We start from the raw sequence: 20,896 nt of genomic DNA, 5'->3' as shown, positions 1-20,896 counted from the left end.
CGTCGCCCTGGCGATCAACAACCGGCCCCGCAAGATCCTTGGCTGGAAGACCCCGGCCGAGGTCTTCACCGAGCAGCTCCGCTCACTACAACAGCGGCAGCACCGGAGCTTCACCGCGAGGGCGCGGCGAAGGAGGAGAAGCCCACCAACACGCCGTCCGATCCCATCGCCGACGCGTTGCCGCTCACCGTCGTCGTCAGTCCTTCCGCGAGCCCCGCCAGCCGCAAGCAGCGCACCGCGAAGCGTCGCCGCCGCGACCCCGAGAACCCCCTGACGACGGAGGTAGGCTTCCGCTGCACTGAAGAGACGAAGACGCGCATCGAGCAGCTGGCCGCCGCAGCCGAACTGAACGTTGCCGCTTATCTGGAGCGCAAAGCGCTGGCCGAGGACTCCACCGGCATCACCACCCGTGACGAGCGTCTGGAGCGGGCCATCACGGCACTCGACGCGGCACGCGGCCAGCTGGCGCCGGTCGGCAACAACGCCAACCAGATCGCCTACCGGCTCAACGCCGGCATCGGCGTCGAACCGGGATCTGCGGGAGCCGTCCTCGACGGGGCTCTGGCCCTGGTCGCCGAGGTCCGGGCGGCCGTCGCGGAGGTCGACGCTTCGGCCATGCGCCTGGCGAAGGCGAAGCGCCGATGATCAGCAAGCCCATACGCGGGTCCAAGACGCACGGCGCGCTCAAGTACCTCTTCGGTCCAGGCAAGGCCAACGAGCACACCGACCCGCACATCGTCGCTTCCTGGGGCGGCTTCGCCCCAGACCCCGGCCGCGACCCAGGCGACCCAGATGCCACCCTGGTCCAGCTCCGCGACGCGCTCGACCTGCACATCGTCCGCTACGGCAAGCCGGTCACCCAGCATGTCTACCACCGGCCCGTGCGGGCGGACCCGACCGACCGCATCCTCAGCGACGAGGAGTGGGGCACCATCGCCCGCCGGATCGTGGCCGCCGCCGGCATCGCACCCGACGGCGACCCGAACGGCTGCCGCTGGATCGCCGTGCGCCACGCCGACGACCACATCCACATCCTCGCGACCGTCGTCCGGGCCGACCTCACACAGGCCCGCCTGCGCGGCGACCAGTACCGCGTCGAGACCGAACTCACCAAGATCGAACGCGAGTACAAACTCAAGGACCTCTCCGACACCCGCACTCGCGAGTACCGGGACGCGATCCCCAAGCGCGCCAAGGGCTCCGAACTGCGCAAGGCCCAGCGCCTCGGCCTGGAAGGCACCGACCGCGACCGGCTGCGAACCGCCGTACGCCAGGCCCTGGCCGGGGCTGTGGACGAGGAGGAGTTCGCCGCCCGGCTTGCCGCGAAGGGCGTGCTCCTCGGCGTGCGCCGCGCGCCCTCCGGCGACGTGACCGGCTACAAGTTCGCCCTCCCCACCGGCGATGAGAGTGGGCCGATCTGGTTCTCCGGCAGCAAGCTCGCCTCCGACCTCACCCAGCCGAAGATCCAGGCGCGCTTCGCCCTCGGCGTCGACCAGCCCGCCTTCCCCACGCCCGACCCCCGCACCTGGCCCGCTGACGGCCGCCACCGGGCCAGCACCACCATCGAACACGCGTACGCGGCCTTCGGCGACGACCAGGACGCCGCGCGCGCGGAGGCGGTGATCCGGGGCGGTCTCGAAGTCCTCGACACGCTCGCCGCCACCAGCCCGACCCTCAGCAGGAAGGAACTCCACCAGGCCGCACGGGCCCTGGAGCACACCCGCACCGCCCACACCCGCGCAGCTGGCGCCGACCTGCGCGCGATGCGCTCCGCCGCCCGCGAACTCCTCCACGCCGGGCCCGCCACCGGCCGGGGCGAGGACGGCACGGCCGCCGCCACGGTCCTGATCAGCCTCGTCCTGCTCGCCGTCGTGATCGCGAAGTGGCACGCCGCCCAAGGCCACCGGCACCAGGCCGACGCCGCCCGCACGGCGGCGGACCACCTTCGTGCCGCCTACACCCGGCACGCGGCCAAGCCGCTCGCCCACCTCACCCTCGAAGGCCGGCTCCTCCCGAAGCCCGACCACGACCGGCAGGCCGACGCCGTCCGCCGCACCCTGCCCGCCGACCAGGCCACCCGCCTCCTCGCCGAGGACAACTGGGCAGCCCTCGCCGCCACCCTCGCCCAGGCCGAAGCTGCTGGCCACAACCCGACCACCCTGCTCACCAACGCCGCCGGGCGCCGCGAACTCGCCACCGCCGACTCACCCGCCGCCGTCCTCACCTGGCGCATCCGCCGCGACGCCAACCTCCCCACCCCCGCACCGGCCGCGACCCCCGACGAACTGCGCACCAGGGCAGCCCGCGCCCGCACCACCAGCCGCACCACCGGCACACCGGCTGCCCCGGTCATCGCACCGCCGGCGCCGGTGGCACCCGACCAGGTGCGCCGGACGCGCTGACCAACCCGGCTGGGCGGGTGCGGAGCCTCCGCACCCGCCCACCAGCCCCCACCCACCGATCCCGCCCAGCACGGGCACCACCCGTCAGCCGCCGCCGAAAGCAGGACCCAGCCAACGAAGCAGACCGCCGGGACTTAACGAGGAAACCCGGCGGCCGGAGACCCACAACTACCCTGCAGCAAGGTGACGGTGTCGATTCGATGTCCTTCTCGCTGGGAGGGATCCATTCCGGCAGCGCACGTCGTATGGTCCCTTGCTGCCCCGCTGCCGACCCGAAGGGACCGCATGACCGACTACGACCACGACTTCTACAACCCCGCCCCCGAACCCGCGCGTGCCGTCATCCGCGCCGTCCCGCACCCTGCCGAGCTCAACCCGCGCGGCGTCACCATCACCTGCACCGGCTGCGGCGCCCGCCGCGACTGGCTCCTCCTCGCCGTCCGCGACCAGATCTTCGTCCGCTGCCGCTGCGCCCACGAATGGCGCGAGCCCGACCTCGTCCGGGCAGACTTCGACCGGCACTACGTCGAACCCGAGCATGAATGGGACGACTTCGATACCGCTATGAGAGCCCTCGCCTTCGACGGACTCCTCGCCGGAACGACCTGGAACCTGGACTGAGGTCCACGCCGCACCCGCCACTGTTCACTTCCGATGCTTGTCGCGTGATGCCCGGACGAGCGAGGACAGCGGGGCACACGGGCGGCGCTTCGGCTACCGGCGGAGGTCGACCTGGATGACGGCGTGGCGGCCGTTGGTGCGCCACGGCGTCCCGGCGCTGTCGAGCTGAGCGACGACGGCAGCGTCCACGCCGACGATCACGTCCGACTTCAGCGTCCGCAGCGCCGTGACGGCTGAGGGGAAGTGGCTGGCCACCTCGGTAAACGCAGTGGTGGGCGGCCACAGCTGATCGCCCACCAGCCGACGGTAGTTGAGGTCACCCTTGAGGATCGTCATCGCTGCGCCGGCGAACTCGGACCGGAGGTCGGCCGGCATGTCGTGGAACGGCAGCGGCGCGCAGAAGAACGAATGCGTGCGGACCACGAGCGCGCCGCTGTTCATCGCTCGCCACAGCCGTTCGCCGATCGCCCCGGCAGCCGCCATGGTCGCGGTGCGCAGACGCTCGACGGTGGCGAGGACATCGGCCATCGTCGCGTCCGACACGTAGTACGGCTGCGGCTTCACGTACACGACGACCTGCCCCGCCAGGCCGGAAGCCAGGAGGTGGTCGACCAGCACCAGGTCCGGCAGCAGCTCCCGGCCGGCGTTGTCCGCGATGATGCAGACACGCCCGCCTTCGACCCGCTCCAGCTCGGCCCAGAGCGACTCGCTGTCGTCGGCCACCAGGTCGGACGCGATCGACCCTCCGGCCTCCGCCGTGATCTGAAAGCTCAGGTCGGCGCGGTTGCCCCAGAGCGCCGAAGAGAGAAGCGCGGCGGCTCGCTTGTCGGTGAAATCCGAGGGCAGGTCGCCGAGGGCCGCCAGCTCGGCGTCGACGGCCGCGCCGGCGAGTTCGGCGCCCTTGAACGGCGCGAACGGGTCGATCCCCTGCCAAGCCCCTGGCCGGAAGAAGCCGGTGGCTTCGAGCAGCCTGCGGTAGAAGTAGCTCTCGGCCCACAGGAACGGCGCCTCGCCCCACGGCCGTCCGAACAGACCCTCACCCCACTCCAACCACTGCTGGTGATCGTGGGCACTGGTGCTGAGCGGCTGCAGCACACCCTCGGTGCTCTCGGCGAGGAGCTCCTCGATTGCGACCCGCTCGCTCGGCCCGTACGGCAGTGCATCGAGCACCTGCTGGACGAGCTTCGGGTGCCGCTCGTGGAAGACGTCCCGGGCGAACGAGCCGGGGGTGCCGCTCAGGATCACGGGTGCGCTGGGCATGCTCAGATTCGTCCTTCTCCTCGGCTGTCGGCGGGTTCCGCCACATGATCCACGGTCTGCCCGTGATGGAGCTGCAGCGACGCAGGGCCGGCCGCGCTCCCGACGAGCACGCGACCCGTACCGGGGTCGACGGCGGCGCAGTTCAGCGTCGCGTCGACGCGTACCTCGGCGAGTTGGTGCTGGTGGCTGAGCGACCAGGCCCGCACGGTTCCGTCGGCCGCGGCCGACAGCAGCCGGTCAGGATCGTCGCCGAAGGCCATCATGAGGACTCGGCCGACGTGTCCGGACAGGTGAGCGGTGAACTGGCCGGTTCGGACGTCGCGGACGTGAATCTCCCCGGTGCCCGAACCCACCGCGAGATGGGCGCCCGCGGCATCGACGGCGATCGACCGCGCCCATCCTCCGGGGTTCACGAACCGGTTGAGGTGCCGACCTGTGCGCGCGTCCCAGAGGTGCACGGAGCCGTCGCCGCCGCTCGCGGCGAGCAGGTGGCCCTCGGCGTCGAACGCCAACGACCGCACGCGGCCTGCATGGGCCTGCTGCTCCCACACCATCGCTCCGGAGGGGAGGTCCCAGCACCGGATGTGCCCGTCGCCGGTGCTGGCGGCGAGCCGGGTGCCGGACCGGGCCACCGCGACGCTCCAGCTCCGGGTGACGTCGTCGTTGAGGCGCAGGGTCCAGCTCTCGTCGTCGAGGGACCAGACGTGGACTGAGCCGTCCCCGCAGGCCGCCGCGACGTACCTGCCACCGGTGGCCACCGACCACACCCGGCCCGCGCTGCCCAGCAGTTCGCGGCGCGACGCGGCGGTGGGCAGGTCCAGGAGTTCGACGTGGCCGTCACCGTGGCCGACGGCGCCGAGGCCGCCGTCGGACGTGATGTGGGTGGACCAGACCGTGTTCGAGCCTTCGGCTACGGCGTGGAGCCCGTCGGGTTCCGACTTCGTCCACAACCGCAGGGCGCCGTCCTCGCAGCCGGCGACGACCGTGCCGTCGGCCGCGCAGGCCAGTGCCCGGACCCAGTCGACGCCCGGCGGCATCCGCACCTCGCCGACCGGGCCGCCGGCGTCGAACGCCCGGATGACGGCGTCCTCCGTGGCGGCAAGGAGGAGGTCCGACTGGCCGTCGAGGACCACCGAGCGGACGCGTGCGGGAAGGCCGTCCACCCGCCGGACCTGGTTGAGCCTGCCGCCGCTGGTGTCCCAGAGGACCACGGAGCGGTCGCCCGAGCCCGAGGCGAGGAGCCCGCCGGTGCGGGAGAAGGCCACCGACCGGACCCAGTCCCGGTGACCCGCCTTCTCGTCGAGGAGCGTGCCGGTCGCCAGGTCGTAGAGGCGGACGAACTCGTCCTCGCCCGCTGCGGCCACGACCCGCGCAGCGGCGTCGATGGAGACCGTCCACAGCGGCGTTCCGCAGGTTGCCATCGAGTGACTGAGGGTCAGTTCCTTGGCGTTCCAGACCCGCACGTTCCCGTCCTCGGCCGCCGAGAGCAGGTACCGGCCGTCCGGGGTGAAGCTGAGGCAGCGGACCCGGCGATCGTGACCGGCGAGGATCCCGAGCGCTCTTCCCGTGCGGGGGTTCCAGAGGCGGATCAGGCCGTCCTCGCCCGCCGAGGCCAGCAGTGCGCCGTCATGCGTCAGGGCAGTGGCGAACACCCAGCCGGTGTGGGCGTGGAAGGCGTGGATCAGGGTGCGCGAGGAGAGGTCCCAGACCCGGACGGCGCCGTCCTCACCGCCGGAGGCGATGACGCCCGCAGCGGTCGCGACCGAGACGACGGCGCCCACGTGGCCGTGCCCCACTGCGGCGGCCCGGGCCCACGAGGTCTGGAAGCCGACTGCGTCAGCGGTCTCCGTGGTGCTGCCGGACGGCAGGTCGCCCGCCCGCACGAGGGCGAGGGTCAGCGTCGATGCCATGTCCTGCGGTGTTCGGAGCCCGTGCAGCAGGTATCCGGCCCCGGTCAGCGTTTCCGCCCGGTGCCAGTCCCGGTGCCGGGGATGGGAGTCGGCCCGGAAGGGTTCGACGCTCCCGAGGACTATGGCGTCGGCCGCCAGGGACTGGCTGCCGATCGTGGCCGCCTTGCGCGCCACGTACGAGGTGGACGACAGCAGGTCCACCAGCTCGTCATCGAGTCCGGCCTCGTGCAGGTGGTAAGGCAGTTGCTGCCACATGTAGGGGTGGGACGACGGCAACTGCGACCAGTCCGCCGCACCGGCGCCGCGGTAGGAATCGATCAACGAGGCGTGCAGGGCTGCCCACTGACCGCCCACCATGTGCTTCAGGTAGGAGCGGAACACGTCGTGCAGGACCACCGCGTCCCGGTCGGCCAGGTACGCGCTGATCAGCGAGCGGTCGGCCAGGATCCGGCAGAACTGGCGGACGGCGCTGGCCGACCAGCCGTGGGACGTGCCCCACCAGTGGGTGAGCACGCTCAAGGGCACCGGCAGCGTGGCGGGGAAGACCGCCAGCGATAGGTAGCGCTCGCGCAGCGACGAACCCCCGGTGATCCTCACGCCCTCGTCGAGACTGCGCAGACTGGCGGTGATGGCGTGGCCGATCGCGTTGGAACGCTGGTCCGCGTCCCACACGTCGAACGCCTGGGGTCCGTGGGCGTGCAGTGCCTGCCTGGCTTCGGAGACGGCCCGTTCGGCGGAGGCACCCGCGTCCAGGTCCGAGGAGACGTTGGAGCCGACCACGGTGGCCAGCAGCGGCCACCCGCCGCACAGGGCCGCTAGCCGGTCGGCGGCCGGCCGGGTCAGGCGGGAGACGGATCGGGTCAGCAGCTCGCTGATCTCCGGAGCGGACATCGGGCCGAGCCGCAGCACCTGGGCCGTCGACGGGCAGGTGCGGATGTTCCTCGTGGTCACGAGGCGGGTGCAGGATGGCGCGCCGAACAGGAACGGAGCCAGGTCCGCCGCCGACCAGACGTTGTCGATGACGAGCAGCACTCGCCTGTCCTGCAGCACACGGGCCAGGTGGAAGCCGGCCTGCTCGGGATCGGTGAGTGCGGGGCGGGTGCCGTCGACGTGCACGCAGAGATCGGAGATCAGCTCCACGACGCGGGCGGCGGTGCAGCCTTCTCCCGTCTCCACCCAGAGGATCTCGGGGAATGTCTCCCGGACGCCGGGGTCCTCGCACACCTGAGTGACCAGGGTCGTCTTACCGAAGCCGCCGGGTCCGCACACCGCCAGGACGGGGCTCCTGCTGGATGCGTTCGCCTCGGCCAGCAGGGAGATGACGCTGTCGAAGTCTTCGGATCTGTGTACCAAGCCGGGCTCCGGAGGTGGCGCTAGGACGTAACTTCCCGCAGTGGTCGCTCGATGACGGACGTGCCCGTCGAGGAGCTGTCGGAAGCGGTCCACAGCGTCGGGGTCCGCCCGGTCGAGGACTGTGTCGAGCAGTGCCTGCGAGTCGGTCACGGGGAACAGGTGCTCCCCGCCGGCCTCCCACTTGGACACCGTCCGATCGCTGACACCGAGGTGAGCTGCGAAGCCGCGGACGGTCATCCGTAATGCCTCGCGGAGAGCCTTGGCCTCACGACCTGACCAACGCTGCACCGTGCCCACTCGAACCCCCGCGATCGGTACTGACGACGCTAGCAGCCTATTCCGAGGCGTCCCGGGTCGTACGGGCAATGGTTCAGCACGGGTTCAGCACGAGTACCACAGCCGCGACGAGTGGTGATCGACTCGCACTCCGGTACCGCCCGGCTCGGTTCGGTGCCGGTTCCACGGCGGTGCGACGCGCGGACCTACTCCAGAACCGGCCCTGGCAGGCAGGCTCTTCAGCAGCTGCTCAACCTCCGGCTTTCGGCCGACAGAGCTGTTGGAGAAGCCCCCACTTGGTAATTCGATCACCGGTCTCGGCCCATCGCCGTCGCCGGTGACGGAAGGGAACTGATGGACAGCACCCTGACCCTCCCGGAACAGAGCCCGATCGCCACTGCGACGCCTGCCGGATGGCGGCCCACCGCCGTGATCCTGGACCTATTCGGAACTCTGGTTCCGGCCCCGGACGATCGCGAGCGCAGCCATGCCGCGCGGAGGATCGCCGCCGAACTGCACGTGCCGGACCACATCGCCGACCAGGTGCTCGGCGGCAGTTGGCTGGCTCGGCACGACGGCACCCTGAGCACGCCCACCGAGATCGCCGCGCATCTCGCCGAACAGTGCGGGGCACCGGCTGAGTACGTCCCCCAGGTGGAGTCGGCACTCCGACAGCTGGCGCCCCGACGCTTGCGTGCCGAGCCGTCAGTGATGGAGAGCCTCCACACACTGCGGCGGTCCGGCATCCGGCTAGCGCTGCTGAGCGACGCGGCCCCCGACATCGCCGAGGCGTGGCACCACTCCGAACTCTCCGAACAGTTCGACGTGGCCCTGTTCAGCTGCCGCGAGGGCGCAGTGAAGCCGACCCGGCACCTGTACGCGCGGGTCGCCGAGCGCCTCGGGCACGCCGCGGATTCGGTGCTGTACTGCGGCGACGGTGGTGGCAACGAACTGCTCGGTGCCCTGCGCTGCGGAATGCGAGCGGTGCGGGTGGAACGGCGGGGCGGAACGGACACGCTGGCCTTCGGCGACCAGGCACAGCCCTGGCCGGGCGTCACGCTCAAGTCCGTCGAGGCCCTGCCGACCTGGTTGGGCATCACGAACTCGAACCGGCAGGAAGTCCGGTGACCGGCGTTGGCACGCTCGTCTGGGAAGCCCAGCGCGGGGAGCCGGACGGTCCGCTACGCCTCGCACCTGTGCGCCGTGCCGAACTGCCGGCAGATGCCGGGACGACGAACGTCCGGGTGCGCTTCTCAGCACTGTGCGGGAGCGACACCAGCAAGCTCTGCTCGGACTCCTGGGGCGGACCGATACCCGAAGGGTGGGTGCCCGGCCACGAGGTCGTCGGCATCGACGACACCACCGGGAACTGGGTCGCGGTCAACCCGCTGGTCGGGTGCGATGCATGTGCCGAGTGCGTCCTGGGCCGCATCCACCTGTGCCCCGGCCTGCGGCGCATCGGCTGGGACCTGCCCGGCGGCCTGGCCGAGTCCGTTCGCGTTCCCGTGCGGAACGCCGTGCCGCTGCCTGCTGGAGCGCCTGATCCGGTTGTGTTCGTCCTCGCCGACCCGGTGGCGGTCGCCCTGCACGGCGTGCGGTGCGGCCTGCAAACACCACCCTCCAGTGGCACGAGCCGCCTCGGGGTCATCGGCGCCGGCACCCTGGGCATCTGCACCGCCGTCGTCGCGGCCCGAGCCGGATGGGACGTCCTCCTCACCACTCGCAGGCCAGGCCATGAAGCCCGGCTCCGGACCCTGCTGGCCGGCACCTCCGTCACCGTCTGCCCGGCTCCAGGTCTCCCCGCAGGCGCGTGCGACGCGGTGGTCGACGCAGCTTCCGGGCACTCGCCCGCGCCGCTGCTCCAGGCGCTCGAGGCGGTACGGGACGGCGGCACGATCCTCGTCCAGAACGCCTACGCCCCGCAGGTGCAGCTGCCCACCCCGGTGCGCGAGGTGTTCCGACGCTCACTCACCGTCCGGGGCTCGTACTCCTACTGCCGCGCGAACAACTGCGACGACTTCCGGGACGCCCTCCAACTGCTCGACCAGGACGCGGACAGTGCGTGGGCCACGGCCCTCATCTCCACCCGTTACCCGCTCGCCTGGCTGCCCGACGCCCTGGACGCGCTCCGCCCCGACGCTGCGCGCCGACCGCTGAAAGTGCTGCTCACTTCCCGTAGCTGACTTCACCCCTAGGAGCTCCGCGATGCACTCGCCCCCCGTCCCGATCCCCGCTCTCGTACACCTCGTCAACTCACCCGACGACATCTCCCCGGCTGAGGTCCACAACGGTCTGCTGCACCTGCTCGGGCTGCCCGCCGGCCCGCCCCGTGACGTGATGCTCGGCAGCGTGCTGACCGCCCTGCTCCTGCGCGGACCGCGCCCTGCTGAGGTGGAAGCCGCGATCCGGGCCGCCCGCGCGCTGGACCGCAGTGCTTGGGAGCCCCTGGTACCGCAACCGGGGATGCGACTCGTCGGCTACACCGGCAGCGGGAAGAAGACGTACAAGACGATCAACATCAGCTCGGCCGCCGCGCTGGTCGCCGCGGCGGGCGGCGCGCACATCGCAAAGCTCGGCTCGCGCAGCGCCTCCTCCAAGACCGGTTCCCGGGACTTCATGGACGTGGTGGGTGCGCGGTGCGAGCCTCTTTCGCCGCAAGCCATGGTGGACATCGCGGGGGAGTGCGGCTTCGGGTTCTTCTCCATCGAGCACCGGGTGCCGGAGTTCGACCGGCGGTACGGCCGCCGCTTCCAGGCAGTGCACGCCCTGAGCCTGGGCTTCCCCGCCCTGCTGAGCCCGGTGGCCTGCCAGGGCTTCGTCTACGGCCTGTCCCACCCGGCCGTCCAGGTGTCCGCGCGACTGCTGCACCGACTCGGCCTCGGTGACGTCACCGTAGTCAACTCCTCCCCTGTGCCCGGCAGTCAGGTCGACGAGCTGATTCCCGGCGGTACCGTCCGCGTCTGCCGCCTGACCGCTGGCCAGGAGGACCTGGATTTCGCACGCGCCGTCGGCGAGGCAAGCGGTGTCGTGGGCCCGGTCGGTGGCCTCGGCTCCCTGGCACAGCGCGCCGATCCGCGCGCCAACGTCGCCGCCATCGTGCATCTCCTCGCTGGCCGCGCCCCGGCGGTGGCCCGGCGGACCGTCGCCCTGAACGCGGCTGTGCTGATGGTGACCGCTGGCACCGTCCCCACCTTGCGGGCTGGGCTGGCCACTGCGCTCGCCGTCGTGGACGACGGCGCCGCCCTGGACACCCTTCGCCGCTTCGTCTTCCTCACGGGCGGTGCCCCACGCACGGTCGATGCCCTCTTACGACTGCCCTCGGACCACCGTCCGGCCTCCGACAGGGAGACGACCGCATGCTGACCCACGAAGAACTCGCCATCGTGCACCTGGTCCTCAACACCGACTGCAACGCCTGGGACCTGCCGAAGACGGCCGGCTCCCCGGGTGTGTGCCGCTTCTGCTACCGCGAACGCAACCGGGTGCACAGCGACGAGGCGACCGTCCGCCGCGTCATCGACCGCGTCCGGGCCGAGTCGGAGGCGCGGAGGATCGTCTTCACCGGCGGCGACCCCGTCATGCCGTACGACAACCACCTGGAGCCCGCGCTCCAGCACGCCCAAGCCGCCGGCTTCGAGACCAACCTGCACACCAACGGCCTGCTGCTCGCCGGTCGCTACGCGGGCCTGCGCGACCACGTCACCCTCTACTCCTTGGCCGTGGACGGCCCCGACGAGCAGAGCGCCGACTGGTTCCGCGGCGACGGCTACTTCACCACCTTCCGGGCCAACACCGCCCTGCTCGCGGCTGACCGGCGGCGCCTCGCCTTCAACACCTTCACCACCGCTGCCTCGCTGGCCGCCCTCCCGAGCCTTGCCGAGACCATCACCGGACTGGCCGCCCGCACGTCGGTGGAGTACTGGCTGATCTCCCAGTACCGCCCGATCGGCCGCGCGAACTCCCGCAAGGCCGACCTCTACGCCTACGACCGTGAGGCGTTCACCCAGGCCGTCACCCACGTCCGCAGCCTGCTGTCCGGCACCGGAATCCAGGTGTACGACCAGCCGACCCGCGCTGCCGAGGACGCCTATCCCTTCCGGGTCTGGGTCCTGGCCGACGGCACCGTCACCGCCGATCTCGGCAGCGTCGCCGCGCCCCGCAACACCGTCCTCGGCAACCTCCTCGCCGACGGCTTCGAGCCCCTCGTCCGCCGGGCCTTCGCATCGCGCTCCACCACCGACACCTCCACCACGACCTCCCGGGACAAGGAAGTGACCGCACCGTGAAGTTCGACTCCGCGTACTACGACGACGTCATCGCCCGCCACAACTACGAGCGCATCGCTCCCGAGACCACCGCTGCCGCCAGCGACAACGTCACCCCGGAGGCCGATGCCGAACCCGCCCTCGGCGCCATCGACTTCCCGCTCGCCGACCTGAGCCCGGACGACCTGCGCACCAAGTGGATGTGCCACACCGGAGCCCGGGACTTCGCGACAGCGGTCGCCGGCGGGAAGCCCGCCACCGTGACCACCGGTGTCGGCCTCGGCGGCCCGCCGCACGCCGGCACCGTCTTCCAGCTCCTGCGCGCCGTCACGCTCCAGCAGCACGGACTGCACGTCCAGATCGTGCTTGGCGACCTCGACTCCTACAACGCCCGCCGCACCCCGCTGGCCGAAGTCCGCCGACTGGCCGACCAGTACGAGGAGTTCGTCCGCCGACTCGGATTCGACGAGCAGTGCGGAGTCCTGCGTCGCCAGGAGGGCAACGCCGACGTCCTGGCCACGGCCTTCCTGCTCTCCCGCCACCTGGACGACGCCGACTTCACCTGGGCCGAGGAGGACCTCTCCGGTCTCTACCGCAACCACGGTGTCTTCGACCACCTCACCTACGGCATGAAGCAGGCCACCCTCCTCATGGCCGCCGACTTCGTCCACCTGCTCGCCCAGGACCGCCACGTCCTGGTCTCCCTCGGCGTCGACGAGCACAAGTACGTGGCACTCGCCCGGCGCGGAGCCGAACGCTGGGGTCTGCCCGCCGACCGCCTCTCCGGCATCTACACCAAGATGATCCCCGGCCTCGGCGGCCTGCCCAAGATGAGCAAGAGCATCCCCGGTTCCGGCATCACCGCCGCCATGCCGGCTGACGACATCCGCGCCCTGCTCGCAGCCGACACCGACTCCGGACCGGACGACGACACCTCCGCTCTGCTCCAGATGTTCGCCTGCCTGCCCGAGACCGGCGGCCACGCCTACGACCTGGCCGCCGAAGCACGCCGCACCGGCGGCCACCGCTGGCGCGAGCTCCGCGAGGAGCTCACCGAGCGCCTGGTCGGCGTCTTCTCGCTCTGGCCCCAGCTGTGACACGACCGAAGGAGTCCGCCATGTCCACCACGCCCGCGCTGTCCCCCGCGTCAGCCCCGGCGCCGTACCCCGTCCTCTCCAGTCAGCCCCTCGGCGACGCCACCACCCACCACATCCGGACCGGCTACCGTCACCGGACCACCGTGGAGTACTTCACCGACACCACCGACGACGACGTCACCTGGCAGCCCGACGTCTACCCGTACGCCGCCACCCTCGCCGAGCACTCCGGTCTCGACACCCTCATCGACCTCGGCTGTGGCCGCGCCGGCAAACTCGCCGCCCTGGCCTCCGAACGCCCCGACTGGACGTACATCGGCGTCGACTTCGGCGACAACCTCACCTGGTGCCGCGACAACCACACCTTCGGCCAGTGGCTCGACACCGACCTGGAGAAGGCCGAATACCTTCTCCTCGCTCCCGATCTCCTGCGACGCTCCGTCGTCGTCTGCTCCGACGTCATCGAACACCTCCTCGACCCGCTCCCGCTCCTCGCCCTCACCCGGAACCTCCTGTCGGACGGCGCCTCCGTCGCCGTGTTCTCCACCCCCGCCCGCGAGTTCCGCAGCGGCTACGACGCCCCCGGGCCGCCCCGCAATCCCAGCCACGTCCGCGAATGGGCCAGCGACGAGTTCCAGGCCCTCCTGCGCGCCCGCGGCTTCGAGATCCACTACGCCGGCGTCACCCGAAGCGACGACGCCTCCCACGGCCTGTCCACCCAGCTCGTCACCGTCGGCCTCCCCGAGGTCCGCCGATGACCATCCCCACGGCTGCTGCCCCGACCTCCGGCCTTCGGGTCGTCCACCTGCCCGCCCGCACCCCCTACGCCCGCAAACTCCACGGCCCCGGCATCCGCGCCCTGAACACCGCCCCCGAGCCCACCGAGATCCGCCCCGGCCTCGTCGTCCCCGCCGACGTCACCGCTTCCTGGATCCTCGACCACACCCCGCTGGACTGGCTCGACGTCCTCCACCTCCACCACATCGACCTCGAAACCCCCGCCGTCTTGGAACGCCTCCTGGACGCCTGCGCCACCGCCGGAGTCCGCGTGGTCTTCACCGCCCACGACACCCGCCCCATGTTCGGCGGCGACAGCGACGGGGCCGACGCCTTCATCACGCGCCTACGCCTGTTCCTCGCCGCCGACGTCCCCTGGATCTGCCTCACCGAAGGCTCTCGCGCCGACCTCGCCACCCTGCTGGGCACCGAGCCTCCCGCCACCGTCATCCCGCACGGCTACGTCGTACCGCCCGACACCCTCCGCCACCGCGAACGCCTCCCCAGCACGGGCGTCCGCACCCTCCTCTACGGGGCCACCCGCGCCAACCGCGACCAGACCTCACCCGTCGTCAACTGGTCACTCGCCACGAGCGACCCCGCCCACACCCTGCACCTCCTCCTGCGCGCCGCCAGCCCCGCCGACTTCACCCGTACCACCCCCAACCCCCTGCCCGTGATCCTGGACACCGCCCGCCACGACCCCCGCATCCGGATCACGATGCGCCCGTACCCCACCGACGCCGACGTCCTCGACGCCGCCCTCGCCAGCGACCTACTGCTGCTTCCCTACCTCTGGGGCACCCACTCCGGCCAACTGGAACTCGCCTTCGACCTCGCCCTCACCCCGGTCTGTGCCCGCGTAGGCCATCTCCCCGAACAACATCGCCTCCACCAGCGAAATGGCCAGGCCGTCCCCGAACCCGAGTGGTTCGACTGGACCACCGGCCACCCCAACCTCTTCGGCGAACGCTTCCTGACCGCCCTGGAATCCGCGATCGCCCGCACGGCCGCAACCCCGCGCCGCCTCGACCAGGACTTCCTCGACTACCGCACCCAGGAACACAAGGACGTCCTCACCGCCCACCTCGCGCTTTACGAAGGCGGCCACCGATGACGAACGCCCCGTTGCCCCGGATCTCCTGCGTGATCCTCTGCCACAACTACGGCCGCTACCTCGACCGTGCCATCACCAGCTGCCTGGAGCAGGAGGCCGGCAACTACACCCTCCACGAGATCGTGGTCATCGACGACGGCTCCACCGACGACACCCCCGAGATCTGCCGCCGCCACCAGGACCACGTCCGCATCGTGCGCCGCCCCCAGCGAGGGTTTGCTCAGACCCTCACCGACGCCGTGCTCCTCGCCGAGGGCGACTGGATCGCCCCACTCGACGCCGATGACTGGTTCCACCCCGCCAAACTCCGCACCTGCGCCGAGGCCATCACCCCCGATCGCCTCCTGATCGACCACTGGGAGACCGTCGTCGGCGTCGACGGCTGTCCTCTGCTGCCCGAGCCCCACCCCGGCGGCAACACCAGCACCCTCCTCGTCCGCCGCGATGCCGCCAGCACCCTTCTCCCGGTCACCAACGAGATCCACTTCCACGCGCTGCGCGATGCCGGCCGCGGGCACACCCTCACCGAGCCTCTGGTGAACTACCGGCTCCACCCGGCGAGCATGACCGACCGGACCCTCAATGGTTCCTCCCAGCACTACCGTGCCGACGTCTGCGTGGACCTCGCCGACCGCCTCATCGCCCTGACGGCCAGCCCGCCCGCCTGGGCCACCGCCGCCGCCCTGCGCCGCATCTCCCACCGCTACCGCGCTCGCGCCGCTGGGCACCGCGTGGAAGCTCACCTGCAGCAGGGCCAGCGCCTCCGCACCCTCCGCCCGCTCGTTGCGATGCTTCACCACTCCCTCCGCGGTCGGGCACCGCTCTCGGCGTGGCTACGCAGTCTCTGGAGCGTCGCCCGTGACCGCCCGCTCGCTCCGCCCCCACCGACCCCAACTGGCGCTCCGGCCTCGGCGTTTCTCCACCGCGAGGCCGAAGCACACGGTAACTAAACGAATGCGATTCCGGATATGGCGGTGCTAAAATCACGTGCTTCTCCCATGCCCGCTGGCCGTGCCAGCCAACAGATCCAGGAGCGTAACGACGCCATGAGCCGTCTCAGCGAGTCCGTAGTCCGTGCCATGGAGATCCTCAAGGGGTCGGACCTGGCTGCGGACTATACGGTCGCCCGGCTCTTGGAAGAGACCTATCGCCGCCGCTCGCTGGACCTGTCCGACCTTTCACCGGCCGAGCAGGCCGCGCTGGTCGAGGGCCGTGCGATCAACGTTATCCCGTCCGCCTCCGGGCTCGCGGCGAAGATCACCGCTGCCCAGGCGGAGGGGCGGTCGCTTGTGGTCAAGTACGGGATTGACCCGACGTCCCCGGACGTGCACCTGGGCCACTCGGTGCCGATCATCATCGCGTCTCGGTTCCAGCGCATGGGGCACCACGTCGTCTTCATCATCGGCGACGTCACGGCCAAGATCGGTGACCCGTCCGGCCGCTCCTCGGAGCGACCGCCGCTGACCGATGCCGACATCGCCCACAACCTCAGCGGCTACCAGCAGCAGGTCACTCCGTTCATCGACTTCACGCGCGCCGACCTCCGCTTTAACGGCGAGTGGCTGAACAAGGTCAGCCTGCCCGAGCTGGTGGGCATCCTGGCCCACGTCCCGGTCTCGATGACGCTCCAGCGCGACGACTTCCGCAACCGCCTCGCCGCCGGTGACGGCCTGTCGGTCGCCGAGTTCGTCTACTCCGTTGTGATGGCGCTGGACTCCGTGGCCATCACCGCGGACGTCGAGCTCGGCGGCGTGGACCAGCTGCTGAACCTCCAGATGTGCCGCAAGGTCATGGAGATCCGGGAGCAGGCGCCCGAGGTCATCATCACCACCCCGCTCATCGAGGGCACCGACGGCACCGGCGCCAAGATGAGCAAGTCCAAGGGCAACTACGTCGGACTCTCCTCCTCCCCGGACGAGATCTTCGGCCGCGTGATGTCCATCCCCGACCACCTCATCGAGCCCTACCTCAAGCAGCTCACCGAGTGGACCGACGAGGAGATCGCCACCGTCACTGGCCGGGTAGCGGATGGCACCGCGCACCCCATGGCCGTCAAGCGCATCCTGGCTGGCGAAGTGACTGCGGCCCTGCACGGCCTGAAGGCTGCCGAGGCAGCCCGTGCCGAGTTCACCGCCCGCTTCTCCAAGCGGACCTTCGGCGAGGCGCAGAACCTCCCGGCCGTCTCGTTCCAGGAGCACGCTGAGACCCCGCTGGTCACCCTGCTGACTCAGGTCCTGGGCTTCGCCGCCAGCAACTCGGCCGCCCGCCGAGTCGCTGCTCAGAACGGCCTTCGCCTGATCGCCGAGGGCGTCGACGGCGAGCAGCACACCACCCAGCTCGACGAGGGCAGCACCCAGCAGGCGCTGTCCGCGCTCGTCGGCGAAGCCGAACTCGCCGGCGAGGCGACCTTTTACCTCAAGGCAGGCCGGAAGATCGCCCGTATCGACGCCTAACCAGCGTGTGGGGTGGTGGGGCCGGTCAGGCCCCACCACCCCACACGCTGTCGAGTCGAGCTTTAGGCGGCGGCGGTCAGCAGCTTTCGGACATGCTCCGCCGCCTGGTCCACCGGCACCAGCTGCGTCTCGCCGGTGGCCCGGGTAGTGACCTCGACGGTCCCCTCGGCGAGCCCGCGGGCGCCGACCGTGAGCCGGTACGGGATGCCGATCAGCTCGACGTCGCTGAACTTCACCCCGGGCCGCTCGTTGCGGTCGTCCAGCAGCACGTCCACCCGATCGGCCTGCAGCTGCCGGTACAGGTCCTCGGCGGCCTCGGCCACCGTCGCGTCGGTGACCCCCAGGACCACGACCGCGACCTCGAATGGGGCCACCGAAACCGGCCAGACGATGCCCTTCTCGTCGTGGTGCGTCTCCACGATCGACGCCATCGCCCGCTCGACGCCGATGCCGTAGCTGCCCATGGTCGGGACGACCTGGTCGCCGTTCGGGCCGAGCACGGTGACACCCAGCAGTTCGGTGTACTTGCGGCCGAGCTTGAAGATGTGGCCAACCTCGATGGTGACCACCACGTCGAGGGGTTCGCCGCAGGTGGGGCAGGGCTCGCCGGAGACGACCTCGCGCAGGTCCGCCCACCGCTGCACCGCGATGTCCCGTTCCACCGAGAGGCCCCGCAGGTGGACGCCGTCGGTGTTGGCGCCGGTGGTCATGTCGGTGCGCCCGCGCAGGGCCTCGTCCGCGACGATCGGCAGGCCGGTGACGCCGACCGCCCCGAGGCTGCCGGGCGAGGCGCCGAGCGCCGTCTGGATCTCCTCGGCGGTCGCCGGCCGTACGGCGGTGGCGGCCAAGGTGTCGATGAGCTTCTGCTCGACCAGGCTGTGGTCACCGCGCAGCAGGACCAGGGTCAGCTGGTCGTCGACCACGTACACCAGCGTCTTGACCTGCCGCTCGGCCGGGACTCCGTGCAGGCGCGCCAGTTCCTCGATGGTCCGGGCCTCGGGGGTGTCGAACCGCTCGGGGGCGTCCAGGCCGGGCCCGTCCACCACGGGGGGAAGGGCGGAGGTGGCCTTCTCGGCGTTCGCGGCGTAGTCGCAGCCGGGGCAGCGGACCACCAGGTCCTCACCGGCGGCGGAGGGGCTCATGAACTCCACCGAGGCGCTGCCGCCCATGCTCCCGCTGGACGCCTGCACCGCGATGGCGGGCAGGCCGAGGCGTTCGAAGATCCGCTCGTAGGCGGCCTTGTGCAGGTCGAAGGAGCGGTCCAACCCCTCCTGTGCGAGGTCGAAGCTGTACGAGTCCTTCATGGTGAACTCGCGCACCCGCAGCAGGCCGCTCTTGGGGCGGGCCTCGTCGCGGAACTTGGTCTGGAACTGGTACCAGATCTGCGGCAGGTCCCGGTACGAGCGCAGCTCCTGGGACAGGACGGTGAAGATCTCCTCGTGCGTCATGCCGAGGGCCAGGTCCGCGCCCTTGCGGTCTTTGAGCCGGAACATCTCCTCGCCCATCACCTCCCAGCGGCCGGTCCGCTGCCAGACCTCCGCCGGGTGCATCGCCGGCAGGACGAACTCCTGGGCGCCGATCGCGGTCATCTCCTCGCGGATGATGTCCACGATCTTGGCGCGGACGCGCACGGCCAGCGGTAGCAGGGAGTAGTGGCCGGCCATGAGCTGCCGGACGAACCCTCCTCTCACCAGCAGGCGGTGGCTCACCGCATCCGCGTCCGCCGGGTCCTCCCGGAGAGTGGGCACGTACAGCTGGGACCATCGCATAGGACCGGAGACCGTCCTCTCGGTGAAGCTGCGGAGTGTCGCGGCGGCGCTCACGCCGACATCACGACGGGGAACGGATCCTAGTGGCGGAACCCTGCCCGAATCACCCCATTTTGAGAAGCCCAGGTGAGAGGCGCCGTCAGGGTTGCACCTCGACACGTGACAGCCCGAACGGAGGCAGATGGCCGACAGCACAGCCGACCTGCCCAGCAGCGATCGGTCCGTCGAGGCCATCCGCCGCTACTACGACGCCCTCGCCGAGGGCGAAGAGGACCGGCTCAACAAGGACGTCGCCGGCAGAGTTTCCTTCGAGATCCACCGACGCTTCCTGCGCCCCTACCTGAGCGAAGGGCAGCGCGTGCTCGAGATCGGAGCCGGCCCCGGCCGGTTCACCACCGTGCTCGCCGAACACGGCGCCCGCGTGGTGGTCACCGACATCTCACCCGTCCAGCTCCGCCTCAACGAAGCCAACGTGGCCGCCGGAGGAGCCGAGCACGCAGTCGAGGCCCGCCACACCCTGGACATCCGTGACACCACCCGCTTCCCTGACGACGCGTTCGACCTCGTCCTCGCCTACGGCGGCCCCCTCTCCTACGCCTTCGACCAGGAGCACCAGGCACTCGCTGGCCTCTTCCGGATCCTGAAGCCCGGCGGCGTCGTGGTCGCCTCGGTGATGTCCTTGTGGGGGAGCTGGCGGGCCCGCCTCCCCGGTGCCACCCAGGTGGCGATCCGCCATGGCGTCGACGTCGCCGACGCCGTGATCCGTACCGGCGACCTACGCCACGTGCCCGACGCGACCCACGTCTGCCGCATGTTCACCTGGGAACAGATCGTCACTCTCATCACCGAGTGCGGCGGCACTGTCCTGGCAGGGTCAGCGAGCAACTGGGCGAGCCTCGAAGACCCACACGTTCTGGCCGACATCGAACGATCTCCACAACGCTGGGAGCGGTTCCTCGTCTACGAGACCGCTGCCTGTGCCAGCCTCGGTGCCCGCGATGGAGGCACCCATATCCTCGTTGCGGCACGGCCACGCGGCTGAGCTCCGGGACGGGACAGCCACCATGGCATGTGGCGGCCGAGGACTTCTACGGCGCGGCTCAGGCGCGCAGCACGCTGCATCGGAAAGACGATCAAGAAGCAGGGGAGTCTGGCCCTGCATTGCTGCAGCTGCCTAGGCCGAACTCCAGGCTCCGGCCAGCCAGGCAGAATCCTGCCGACGCGCCCTGGACCTGGCAGCGACCACTCTCCCTGCCGGGGGTTCAGACCGAGACCCAGACATGTTGAGCATCTTCCTCGACGGCGTCACCTGGCCCGGTGGCGAGGCAATATCCTCGCCCGCCTGGGGGGCGACGCCGCGATGAACGACCTGTACGACGCGCTCGGCACAATGGACGCAACCTTCACGCGGGCGACCGCCGGCCTGCACTGCGATCTCGCTCAGGCCCACCTCGCCCGAGAGGAACAGGACGAGGCCATGAGCCACCTACGTCAGGCGCGGCTCCTGGCAAACCGCACGGGGTCAGCCTGCCAATGCGTCCGAAATCGACCAACTGGTCGGAAAGTTCGAAGCAGCGCGATGAGGGTGGCGAGCCG

16 protein-coding genes and 1 pseudogene are annotated in these 20,896 nt (G+C 70.8%); 14 read left to right on the top strand and 3 right to left on the bottom strand.

Annotated features, from left to right (window positions below):
* From AB0D08_RS05235 to AB0D08_RS05225, 3 genes are all read left to right on the top strand, one after another.
* The coding region (locus AB0D08_RS05235) for a hypothetical protein (protein WP_359886262.1) at nucleotides 1–645 on the top strand (645 nt) is incomplete at its 5' end.
* Nucleotides 642–2,402, top strand: coding sequence for a hypothetical protein (locus AB0D08_RS05230; protein WP_359886257.1), 1,761 nt, complete (start codon nucleotides 642–644; stop codon nucleotides 2,400–2,402). The genes AB0D08_RS05235 and AB0D08_RS05230, both read left to right, overlap by 4 nt.
* A gap of 285 nt (nucleotides 2,403–2,687) precedes the next feature.
* Complete coding sequence (locus tag AB0D08_RS05225; RefSeq protein WP_359886256.1) at nucleotides 2,688–3,023, top strand: hypothetical protein; 336 nt, start codon at nucleotides 2,688–2,690, stop codon at nucleotides 3,021–3,023.
* A gap of 93 nt (nucleotides 3,024–3,116) precedes the next feature.
* Here the strand turns inward: AB0D08_RS05225 and AB0D08_RS05220 are convergent, their stop codons facing one another.
* Both AB0D08_RS05220 and AB0D08_RS05215 read right to left on the bottom strand, forming a co-directional pair.
* Nucleotides 3,117–4,283 carry a damage-control phosphatase ARMT1 family protein gene (locus AB0D08_RS05220; protein WP_359886255.1) on the bottom strand — a complete coding sequence of 389 codons (1,167 nt, stop codon included), beginning with the start codon at nucleotides 4,281–4,283 and terminating at the stop codon, nucleotides 3,117–3,119.
* A 2-nt stretch (nucleotides 4,284–4,285) separates the two neighbouring features.
* Nucleotides 4,286–7,834: an NB-ARC domain-containing protein gene (locus AB0D08_RS05215; RefSeq protein ID WP_359886254.1), complete on the bottom strand. Its 3,549-nt coding sequence runs from the start codon at nucleotides 7,832–7,834 to the stop codon at nucleotides 4,286–4,288.
* 342 nt (nucleotides 7,835–8,176) lie between these two features.
* On the opposite strand from AB0D08_RS05215, the gene AB0D08_RS05210 reads away from it, so the two are divergent.
* The 9 genes from AB0D08_RS05210 to tyrS all read left to right on the top strand — a co-directional run bounded on the left by AB0D08_RS05210 (nucleotide 8,177) and on the right by tyrS (nucleotide 17,531).
* Entirely contained in the window at nucleotides 8,177–8,950 is a 774-nt protein-coding gene (locus tag AB0D08_RS05210) for an HAD family hydrolase (protein WP_359886253.1), read from the top strand.
* Between the two features lie 116 nt (nucleotides 8,951–9,066).
* Nucleotides 9,067–10,005 (top strand): alcohol dehydrogenase catalytic domain-containing protein, encoded by a 939-nt coding sequence (locus AB0D08_RS05205; protein ID WP_359886252.1) that lies wholly within the window; start codon nucleotides 9,067–9,069, stop codon nucleotides 10,003–10,005.
* 22 nt (nucleotides 10,006–10,027) lie between these two features.
* Complete coding sequence (locus AB0D08_RS05200; RefSeq protein ID WP_359886251.1) at nucleotides 10,028–11,185, top strand: hypothetical protein; 1,158 nt, start codon at nucleotides 10,028–10,030, stop codon at nucleotides 11,183–11,185.
* A complete protein-coding gene (locus AB0D08_RS05195; protein ID WP_359886250.1) occupies nucleotides 11,179–12,108 on the top strand; it encodes a radical SAM protein in 930 nt (309 codons plus the stop codon). Before AB0D08_RS05200 ends, AB0D08_RS05195 begins: the two co-directional genes overlap by 7 nt.
* Complete coding sequence (locus AB0D08_RS05190; RefSeq protein WP_359886249.1) at nucleotides 12,105–13,184, top strand: hypothetical protein; 1,080 nt, start codon at nucleotides 12,105–12,107, stop codon at nucleotides 13,182–13,184. Before AB0D08_RS05195 ends, AB0D08_RS05190 begins: the two co-directional genes overlap by 4 nt.
* Before the next feature lie 20 nt (nucleotides 13,185–13,204).
* On the top strand, nucleotides 13,205–13,942 hold the full coding sequence (locus AB0D08_RS05185) for a methyltransferase domain-containing protein (RefSeq protein WP_359886248.1): 738 nt from the start codon (nucleotides 13,205–13,207) through the stop codon (nucleotides 13,940–13,942).
* On the top strand, nucleotides 13,939–15,078 hold the full coding sequence (locus AB0D08_RS05180) for a hypothetical protein (RefSeq protein WP_359886247.1): 1,140 nt from the start codon (nucleotides 13,939–13,941) through the stop codon (nucleotides 15,076–15,078). Before AB0D08_RS05185 ends, AB0D08_RS05180 begins: the two co-directional genes overlap by 4 nt.
* Entirely contained in the window at nucleotides 15,075–16,028 is a 954-nt protein-coding gene (locus AB0D08_RS05175) for a glycosyltransferase family 2 protein (protein ID WP_359886246.1), read from the top strand. Before AB0D08_RS05180 ends, AB0D08_RS05175 begins: the two co-directional genes overlap by 4 nt.
* A gap of 96 nt (nucleotides 16,029–16,124) precedes the next feature.
* On the top strand, nucleotides 16,125–17,531 hold the full coding sequence (tyrS, locus tag AB0D08_RS05170; RefSeq protein WP_359886261.1) for a tyrosine--tRNA ligase: 1,407 nt from the start codon (nucleotides 16,125–16,127) through the stop codon (nucleotides 17,529–17,531).
* 62 nt (nucleotides 17,532–17,593) lie between these two features.
* On the opposite strand, the gene AB0D08_RS05165 is transcribed toward tyrS, so the two are convergent.
* Entirely contained in the window at nucleotides 17,594–19,300 is a 1,707-nt protein-coding gene (locus AB0D08_RS05165) for a proline--tRNA ligase (protein WP_359886245.1), read from the bottom strand.
* 181 nt (nucleotides 19,301–19,481) lie between these two features.
* Here AB0D08_RS05165 and AB0D08_RS05160 point away from each other — a divergent pair, with 181 nt between their 5' ends.
* Nucleotides 19,482–20,342, top strand: a complete 861-nt coding sequence (locus AB0D08_RS05160; protein WP_359886244.1) for a methyltransferase domain-containing protein — start codon at nucleotides 19,482–19,484, stop codon at nucleotides 20,340–20,342.
* 127 nt (nucleotides 20,343–20,469) lie between these two features.
* Nucleotides 20,470–20,825: pseudogene (locus AB0D08_RS05155) on the top strand (XRE family transcriptional regulator); the annotation flags it as partial.
* Between the last annotated feature and the right edge of the window lie 71 nt (nucleotides 20,826–20,896).

Origin of the sequence: Kitasatospora sp. NPDC048540 (assembly GCF_040651175.1) — a bacterium.
In the GTDB taxonomy this organism is placed as follows: domain Bacteria; phylum Actinomycetota; class Actinomycetes; order Streptomycetales; family Streptomycetaceae; genus Kitasatospora.
This window is presented reverse-complemented; position numbering and strand designations above follow the sequence as displayed.

Excerpts from the sequence above, each read along its gene's own strand:
- AB0D08_RS05230 (WP_359886257.1), top strand. The coding sequence starts at position 642 with ATGATCAGCAAGCCCATACGCGGGTCCAAGACGCACGGCGCGCTCAAG.
- AB0D08_RS05225 (WP_359886256.1), top strand. The coding sequence starts at position 2,688 with ATGACCGACTACGACCACGACTTCTACAACCCCGCCCCCGAACCCGCG.
- AB0D08_RS05220 (WP_359886255.1), bottom strand. The coding sequence starts at position 4,283 with ATGCCCAGCGCACCCGTGATCCTGAGCGGCACCCCCGGCTCGTTCGCC.
- AB0D08_RS05210 (WP_359886253.1), top strand. The coding sequence starts at position 8,177 with ATGGACAGCACCCTGACCCTCCCGGAACAGAGCCCGATCGCCACTGCG.
- AB0D08_RS05200 (WP_359886251.1), top strand. The coding sequence starts at position 10,028 with ATGCACTCGCCCCCCGTCCCGATCCCCGCTCTCGTACACCTCGTCAAC.
- AB0D08_RS05195 (WP_359886250.1), top strand. The coding sequence starts at position 11,179 with ATGCTGACCCACGAAGAACTCGCCATCGTGCACCTGGTCCTCAACACC.
- AB0D08_RS05185 (WP_359886248.1), top strand. The coding sequence starts at position 13,205 with ATGTCCACCACGCCCGCGCTGTCCCCCGCGTCAGCCCCGGCGCCGTAC.
- AB0D08_RS05180 (WP_359886247.1), top strand. The coding sequence starts at position 13,939 with ATGACCATCCCCACGGCTGCTGCCCCGACCTCCGGCCTTCGGGTCGTC.
- AB0D08_RS05175 (WP_359886246.1), top strand. The coding sequence starts at position 15,075 with ATGACGAACGCCCCGTTGCCCCGGATCTCCTGCGTGATCCTCTGCCAC.
- tyrS (WP_359886261.1), top strand. The coding sequence starts at position 16,125 with ATGAGCCGTCTCAGCGAGTCCGTAGTCCGTGCCATGGAGATCCTCAAG.
- AB0D08_RS05165 (WP_359886245.1), bottom strand. The coding sequence starts at position 19,300 with ATGCGATGGTCCCAGCTGTACGTGCCCACTCTCCGGGAGGACCCGGCG.
- AB0D08_RS05160 (WP_359886244.1), top strand. The coding sequence starts at position 19,482 with ATGGCCGACAGCACAGCCGACCTGCCCAGCAGCGATCGGTCCGTCGAG.